This window comes from Mesorhizobium sp. (assembly GCF_041661565.1).
GTDB lineage: Bacteria > Pseudomonadota > Alphaproteobacteria > Rhizobiales > Rhizobiaceae > Mesorhizobium.
In genome coordinates, this window is record NZ_JBAZUD010000192.1 from 1 (window position 1) to 7866 (window position 7866).

Genomic DNA, 7866 nt, shown 5'->3' on the forward strand with positions numbered 1-7866 from the left:
TGCAGCGGTCGAGAATGTAACGGGCGTCGTCAGGCATCGAGATCGGGCCGCCATGGCAAAGCAGGATGACGTCCTTGCGCACCGAGCGCGCGGCATTGGCGATGGCGTCGATCTCGACAACGCAGTCGTCGAGCGACTTGGCCGAGGTGGCGCCGATCGAACCGCCGGTCGTCACGCCCATATGGGCGACGACGATATCGGCACCGGCCTTGGTCATGGCGCGCGCCTCGTCCGGATTGAAGACATAGGGCGTGGTCAACAGGTCGAGCTTGTGCGCCTCGCCGATCATGTCGACCTCAAGCCCAAACCCCATGCCTGTCTCCTCGAAGCTGCGGCGCATGGCGCCGTCGAACAGGCCGATGGTGGGAAAGTTCTGCACGCCGGAAAAACCCATCGTCTTCAGCTCGGCCAGGAGCAGCGGCATGATGACAAACGGGTCGGTGCCGTTGACGCCGGCCAGCACCGGCGTGTGCCTGACCACGGGCAGCACCTCGTAGGCCATTTCCTTGACGATCTCGTTGGCATTGCCATAGGCGAGCAGGCCGGCGGCCGAGCCGCGCCCGGCCATGCGGTAGCGGCCTGAATTGTAGATGATGATCAGGTCGATGCCGCCGGCCTCCTCGGCCTTGGCCGACAGGCCGGTGCCGGCGCCGCCTCCGACGATAGGCACGCCTTTTTCGATCATCCCCCGGAATCTCTTCAAAATGTCCTTGCGCGGTATGGCGGGCATGTCGGCGGATCTCACTGTCTGGCGATGTCGAGAAAGGCAGCAACGGCCGCCCTGGCGAATTCGGGATCGTTGATGTGCAGTGGAAGGCGGGTCACGCGGCGCGTGGCATTCGGCTGGATGGTGCGCTCGATGGCCTCGAACAGCACGGCATCGGCCTCCGGGTCATGAAATACGCCCCCTTCGATGTCGAGCGCCGAGACGCCTTTTTCCGGGATCAGAAAATGCACGGATCCTTCGCAGCGGGCGAGCCTGGAGCCTATCCATTCGCCGATCGTGCGGCTTTCGGCCGCCGTGGTGCGCATCAGCGTGACGTTTGGATTGTGCTCGTAGAACAACCGGCCGCGATAGTGTTCCGGAATGGTCGAGGGCGCCCAGAAGTTGATCATGTCGAGCGCGCCTACCGAGCCGACATAGGGCAGGCGGGTGCGGGCAATGGCGCCGAAACGATCGTCGGTCGCCGGCAAGACGCCGCCGAACAGGAAGTCGCAGACTTCCGTGGTCGTGATGTCTATGACGCCGGACAACAGGCCGCTGTCGGCCAGCTTTTCCATGCTGCGACCGCCGGTCCCGGTGGCGTGAAAGACCATGCAGTCATAGGCGGAGCGAAGCTCGTCGGCGATTGCCGTCACGCAAGGCGTGGTGACGCCGAACATGGTGAGGCCGATCGACCGTTTGCCGTCGGGCGGCGGCGCCGGGGTTGCCGCCATGCCCGATATCGCCTGGGCGGCATTGTGCAGCACGACGCAGGACAGCCGGTTCAAGCCGGCCATATCGGTCACGGAAGGCATCATGATGATGTCGGAGACGTCGACGTAAGGGGCGGTGTCGCCGGAGGCGAGGGTGGAAACCATGATCTTGGGCAGGCCGAGCGGCAGTGCGCGCATGCCCGATGTGATGATCGAGGTGCCGCCGCCGCCGCCAATGCCGATGATGGCGGCAATGTCGTCTCGCGATTGGACGAAGCGGGCGAAGGCGACGCCCATCGCGGCGACGGCGGCGCCGCGGTCATCGCCGTCGAGCACGGCCTTGCCGCCGTCAGGGTGATGGCCGGCAATTTCCGTCGCGGTGATGTCGACCGGGACGGTCGCAGCCCGCGTTCCGACATCGACGCGGGAAACGGCGGCGCCCGTGGCGGCGATCGCATCGGCCAGGAAGGCGAGTTCCTCGCCCTTGGTGTCGGCGGTGCCCACTACATAGATGCGCTTCATTGGCGCCTTCCAAGGTCATTGCAAATTTTTGAGACGCGCGTATCGTATTGATATGGATGTCTCACGTCAACAAGCCGCAACGGGCGACGATGCCGCCGGAGGAGCCGAACGCGGACCTCGTGCGCGCACCAGACGGCTGATGCTGGAGACGGCGATACGACTGATGCAGGCGGGGGTTACGCCGTCGGTCAGCGAGGTCGCGGAGGCCGCGGAAGTTTCCCGCGCGACCGCCTATCGTTATTTCCCCAGCCAGGCGGCCTTGGTGAAGGCGGTCGTCGATGAGGGCCTGGGACCAATCCTGACATGGCGGTCGAACTCGGCCGACGCCGAGCGAAGGGTCGCCGATCTGTTCGATACGGCCATGCCGCGCATCGACGCCTTCGAGGCAACGTTCAAGGCTGCGCTGAAGCTGTCGCTTGATCAGTGGGCGAGGCGCCAGGCCGGCACGCTGGGCGGAGAACCGGCCTTCACGCGCGGGCATCGCATCGACTTGCTGCAGGAGGCGATCGCGCCGCTCAAGGGCCGATTGCCGCCACCTGAATTCAAGCGGCTGGCACAGGCGCTGTCCCTGATCTTCGGCGTCGAAGTCCTGATCGTGCTCAAGGATATCTGGGGGCTGGACAGCGCCGGCACGATGTCGGTGGCGCAATGGGCGGCCGGGGCGCTGGTGCGTGCCGCGATCGCGGAATCGGCTGAGGAACCGGGGCAGCGTTCATGAGGCGAGGTCTGGAAATTGGCCACATCTGGTTCGACCAGATTTGCATGCTGGACGTCAACTTTATGCGGAGCGCAGGGCACTCGACAATACCGCCTTGTATCACTGAGTAGGAAAATCGCGGGAAAACAGACAGATAATGGGATGATCGCGCAAGAATGGTCATGCGAGGCGCCTAAGAAATAGCTTGACGCCAGTGCAAAATTGGTAATACCAGATTAGACAGAAAAGCGGATCGAAAGTGAGAGCTGCGATCCATTTTCCGGCAGGGCGAGGAGGCTCGAAACCGGAAAGGTGCGATCACGGGAGGAACTACCAGGGCCGGTCCCGTTGCCGGCTCGCACGATAAGGTAGAAAGCGCACAAGGGAGGAAATCATTATGCGCAAGTTAGTGACCAGCGTACTTGCTGGTATCGGCCTGACGCTTGCCTGCGGAACGTCCGTTTACGCGCAGGAAAAATCACTCACCATCTTCTGGGCGGAATGGGATCCCGCAAACTATCTGCAGGAACTCGGCAACGAGTACGAGAAGGAAACCGGCGTCAAGATCACGGTGGAAACCACGCCGTGGGCCGACTTCCAGACCAAGGCCTTCACCGAGTTCAACGCCAAGGGCAGCGCCTATGATCTGGTCGTCGGCGACTCGCAGTGGCTTGGCGCCGCCTCCGAGGGCGGTCACTATGTCGACCTCACCGACTTCGTCAAAGAGAACAAGGTTCTCGACAAGATGGCTCCGGCCACGGTGAAGTTCTACTCGGAATATCCCGGAAACAGCGGCAAATACTGGTCGATCCCCGCCGAGGGCGACGCTGTGGGCTGGGCCTACCGCAAGGACTGGTTCGAGGACCCGAAGGAGATGGAGGCGTTCAAGGCCAAGTATGGCTACGAACTGGCCGTTCCGAAGACCTTCAAGGAAATGACCGATATCGCGGAGTTCTTCAACAGGCCCGACCAGAACCGCTACGGCATCGCCATCTACACCCAGAACCAGTATGACGGCCTGGCGATGGGCTTCGAGAACGCGCTGTTCTCGTATGGCGGTGAACTCGGCGACTTCAGCACTTACAAGGTCGACGGCATCATCAACTCGGACAAGGCGGTGGCCGCGGCGGAAAACTACCGCAAGCTGTTCGGCTTCACACCTCCGGGCTGGACCAACGCCTTCTTCGTCGAGAACAACCAGGCGATAACCGAGAATCTGGCGGCGATGAGCATGAACTACTTCGCCTTCTTCCCCTCGTTGATCAACGAGGCTTCCAACCCGAATGCCAAGAACACCGGCTTCTTCGCCAACCCGGCAGGTCCTGGTGGTGAGCAGTTCGCCGCGCTCGGCGGCCAGGGCATTTCCGTCGTCTCCTATTCCAACAACAAGGAAGAGGCGATGAAATTCCTGCAGTGGTTCATCAAGGACGAGACGCAGAAGAAGTGGGCGGCGCTCGGCGGCTACACCTGCAACAAGTCCGTGCTGGAATCGGCCGAGTTCCAGAACGCCACGCCCTACAACAAGGCCTTCTACGACACGATGTTCAAGGTGAAGGACTTCTGGGCGGTGCCGGAATACGCGGAACTGCTGCAGCAGCTCAACCAGCGCGTCTATCCGTACATCGTCAACGGCGACGGTACGGCCAAGGATATGCTGGATGCGCTGGCGAAGGACTGGGACGCCACGTTCAAGAAGTACGGCCGCGTTCAATAATCGACATGTAGTGCGGAGGAGGCACAGGCCTCCTCCGTTTTCTTTTTCAGGAATGGGAGCGGGTCTTGGCGACTACAATGATCACACCGCTGAATACCTCCTCCAGAGCTGCCTCTCGAGGCCTCAGCGACATTTCAATCCGCAACCTCTTCATCATCCCGACGATCGTGTTCCTGATCGTCTTCAACATCTTTCCGCTGATCTATTCGCTCGGTTATTCCTTCACCGATTTTCGCGCCTCGACCAATGCGCCGGCCAACTTCGTCGGACTTAAGAACTATCGCGAGCTCCTCAACGACCCTTACATCTGGAACAATTTCGCGGTGACCGCCAAATACGTCATCGTCTCGGTCCTCGGCCAGGTCGTCGTCGGCTTCGGAACGGCGATGCTGCTCAATCGCACGATTCCGCTCAAGGGCCTGATCACGACCTTGCTGCTCTTGCCGATGATGCTTTCGATGGCGGTGGTCGGCCTGTTCTGGAAACTGCTCTATGATCCGTCATGGGGCGTCATCAACTGGGTGCTCGACCTCGGCAAATTCCAATGGCTCGGCGATCCGAAGATGGCGCTCTACGCGGTCGCGTTCACCGACATCTGGATGTGGTCGCCCTTCGTCATGCTGTTGTCGCTTGCCGGGCTCTCGGCGGTGCCGAAGCATCTTTATGAAGCTGCCGCGATCGACCGCGCCGGGCCGTTCTACACCTTCTTCCGTATCACGCTGCCGCTGGTCGCGCCGATCCTGATGATCGCGGTCATCTTCCGCACCATGGAAGCCTTCAAGACTTTCGACCTTGCCTATGTGCTGTCGACGCAGCCGAGCACCGAGGTGATTTCCATCCGGCTCTACAAGATGGCATTCCAGGAATGGCAGACCGGCCGCTCCTGCGCGCTTGCCTACATCGTGCTGATCATGGTGCTGGCGATCACCAACATCTATGTGAAATACCTCAACAAAGTTAAGGAGCGCTGAGATGGCGGCCGTCCAGACTTCGGGTGAACGGGCGCTCAACAAGGTTGCCATTGTCGCCGTCCTTATTGTGACGATCATCTTCCTGGCGCCGATCTACTGGATCGTGGCGACCTCCTTCAAGCCACGCAACCTGGCCACGACCATCCCGCCGACCGTGATGTTCGAGCCGACCATCTCGCCTTTCGTCAAGCTTTTCACCAAGCGCTCACAGTTGCGCAGCCCGCCATCGGCCGAAGAATATGCCGCGGCCCCGTGGTGGGAGCGGGTCGTCTTCGACGGCGGCGAAAAGATCGTGCGCGACGGCAAGGGCCAGGTGCAATGGTCGGGATATCCGAGCCGCTTCCTGAACTCGCTTATCATCGCCATTACCTCGACGGTGCTGGCGGTCGGCATGGGGACATTCACCGCCTATGGCTTCTCGCGCTTCAAGGTGAAAGGAGAGGCGGACCTGCTCTTCTTCATTCTGTCGACGCGCATGTTGCCGGCGGTGGTGGTCGCCATTCCGATGTTCCTGATGTACCGGGCAATCGGGCTTAACGACACGCATCTGGGCCTGATCATCCTCTACACCGCCTTCAACCTGTCCTTCTCGGTGTGGCTGATGAAGGGTTTCATGGACGAAATCCCGAAGGAGTATGAGGAGGCGGCACTCGTCGACGGCTACACGCGCATGGAAGCGTTCTTCAAGATCGTGCTGCCGGAGGCGGCCACCGGCATCGCCGCCACCGCCGTGTTCTGCTTCATCACCGCCTGGAACGAATACGCGTTTGCGCTGATCATGACCAACCGCCGCGCGCAGACCGCGCCGCCCTTCATCCCCAGCCAGGTCGGCTCCGGCCTGCCGGACTGGACGGTGATCGCCTCGGGAACGTTCCTGTTCCTGCTGCCGGTCGCCATCTTCACCTTCCTGCTCCGCAACCACCTGTTGCGCGGCATGTCCTTCGGAGCGATCCGCAAATGAGTTTTCGCGCCATCAACCAGAAATACCTTGAGCCCGGATCGCAGATCCTGATGGTGCTCGGCATCATCGCGCTCTGCCAGCCCTGGAACCTGTTGTTGCATACCTATGGCCTGACCATCATCCTGGTTGGGCTGGTCGGCTTCAACGTCACCTCGAAGATCGCGCCTGAGGAGAAGGCGGGCACCGGCCAGGTGCGAAATCCGGGAGCACAGCATTGACCCAGATCGAGCTTCGCGGCGTCCAGAAATACTTCGGCGCCGTCCAGGTCATCAAGGACCTCAACCTCAAGATCAAGGACAACGAGTTCATCGTTCTGCTCGGCCAGTCGGGCTGTGGCAAGACGACGACATTGCGAGCCATCGCCGGACTGGAGACGATCGACGAGGGCGACATCCTCATCGACGGCAAGGCGATCCAGCACCTGAAAGCCGCTGACCGCGACATCGCCATGGTGTTCCAGTCGTTCTCGCTCTATCCGCATATGAGCGTCTACGAGAACATCGCCTTTCCCCTGCGCGCCACGCGCAAGAGCAAGGCGGAAATCGACCAGGAAGTGCGCTCGGTCGCCAAAACGCTGCAGATAACGAATCTGTTGGCCAAGAAGCCGTCGGCGCTTTCGGGCGGCGACATGCAGCGCGTCGCCATCGGGCGGGCGCTGGTGCGGCGGCCCAAGGCCATGCTGATGGACGAGCCGATCGGCGCGCTCGATGCCAAGCTGCGCGAGGAGATGCGGGCCGAGATCAAGCGGTTGCACATCAAGCAGGGCTCCACGACGATCTATGTCACGCACGACCAGATCGAGGCCATGAGCCTCGCCGACCGCATCGTCATCATGCATGAAGGCGTGCTGCAGCAGGTCGGCACGCCCGACGAGGTTTATTCGCAGCCGGCGAACCTGTTTGTCGCCCAGTTCGTCGGCAGCCCGGTGATGAACGTCGCCGACGCGGCTGTGTCGGAGACGTCGTCCTCCGTCTCCGTGACCGTCGGCGGCGCGGCCACCGGCTTCGAGTTTCCACGCACGCTGTTGTCGAAACTCAACGGACATGCCAGCGGCCAGCTGGCCCTTGGCATCCGCCCGGAAGGCGTCCTCATTCGCCGCGAGGCGGCGGAAGGGTTCATGCCGGTCGAGACACAGATCGTCGAGCCCCTCGGCTCGTTCGACATCGTCGACCTCAAGGTCGGCTCCAAGATGTTTCGCGCCCGCACCAAGAGCGGCTTCGTCGCCGGGCCGGGTGAAAAGGTCTTTGCCAGGATCGATCCGACCCAGGCGCATTTCTTCGACAAGGCAAGCGGCAAGTCGCTTGAGGTGAGACTGTGACGGCGGAAGGAGGCGAAAGGCCGACGATTTGGCCTTTCGAACGACCGAACGCCCGGAGCCATAGCGGAGGGCAGACGCCCTCGAACAAGAAACTGAGACGGTAGCCATGGCTCATATCCAGCTCAAGAACATCTCGAAGACTTTCGGCAATCACACGGCCTTGACCGGGCTCGACCTCGAGATCGCCGATGGCGAGTTCTTCGTCCTGCTCGGCGAGACCGGCGCCGGCAAGACGACGACGCTGCGTCTGGTGGCCGGGCTGGAGAA

General features: G+C 61.7%; 9 protein-coding genes. 7 read left to right on the forward strand and 2 right to left on the reverse strand.

Annotated features, from left to right (window positions below):
- Together WC739_RS23390 and WC739_RS23395 are read right to left on the reverse strand one after the other, a co-directional pair.
- A partial coding sequence (locus WC739_RS23390; protein ID WP_372955368.1) for a phosphoenolpyruvate hydrolase family protein occupies nucleotides 1-730 on the reverse strand: 730 nt, incomplete at its 3' end.
- Between the two features lie 11 nt (nucleotides 731-741).
- Entirely contained in the window at nucleotides 742-1938 is a 1197-nt protein-coding gene (locus tag WC739_RS23395) for a Tm-1-like ATP-binding domain-containing protein (protein WP_372955369.1), read from the reverse strand.
- Between the two features lie 52 nt (nucleotides 1939-1990).
- Here WC739_RS23395 and WC739_RS23400 point away from each other — a divergent pair, with 52 nt between their 5' ends.
- The 7 genes from WC739_RS23400 to WC739_RS23430 all read left to right on the forward strand — a co-directional run.
- The gene (locus WC739_RS23400; RefSeq protein WP_372955375.1) at nucleotides 1991-2656 is read left to right on the forward strand and encodes a TetR/AcrR family transcriptional regulator; all 666 of its coding nucleotides are present in this window, start codon (nucleotides 1991-1993) and stop codon (nucleotides 2654-2656) included.
- 376 nt (nucleotides 2657-3032) lie between these two features.
- The gene (locus WC739_RS23405) at nucleotides 3033-4349 is read left to right on the forward strand and encodes an ABC transporter substrate-binding protein (protein ID WP_372955370.1); all 1317 of its coding nucleotides are present in this window, start codon (nucleotides 3033-3035) and stop codon (nucleotides 4347-4349) included.
- Between the two features lie 65 nt (nucleotides 4350-4414).
- Entirely contained in the window at nucleotides 4415-5320 is a 906-nt protein-coding gene (locus WC739_RS23410; RefSeq protein ID WP_372955371.1) for a carbohydrate ABC transporter permease, read from the forward strand.
- A 1-nt stretch (nucleotide 5321) separates the two neighbouring features.
- Entirely contained in the window at nucleotides 5322-6281 is a 960-nt protein-coding gene (locus tag WC739_RS23415) for a carbohydrate ABC transporter permease (RefSeq protein WP_372955372.1), read from the forward strand.
- Entirely contained in the window at nucleotides 6278-6499 is a 222-nt protein-coding gene (locus WC739_RS23420; RefSeq protein ID WP_372955373.1) for a hypothetical protein, read from the forward strand. The genes WC739_RS23415 and WC739_RS23420 overlap by 4 nt, the downstream gene beginning before the upstream one ends.
- Nucleotides 6496-7599: an ABC transporter ATP-binding protein gene (locus WC739_RS23425; protein ID WP_372955374.1), complete on the forward strand. Its 1104-nt coding sequence runs from the start codon at nucleotides 6496-6498 to the stop codon at nucleotides 7597-7599. The genes WC739_RS23420 and WC739_RS23425 overlap by 4 nt, the downstream gene beginning before the upstream one ends.
- A gap of 106 nt (nucleotides 7600-7705) precedes the next feature.
- The coding region (locus tag WC739_RS23430) for an ATP-binding cassette domain-containing protein (protein ID WP_372955376.1) at nucleotides 7706-7866 on the forward strand (161 nt) is incomplete at its 3' end.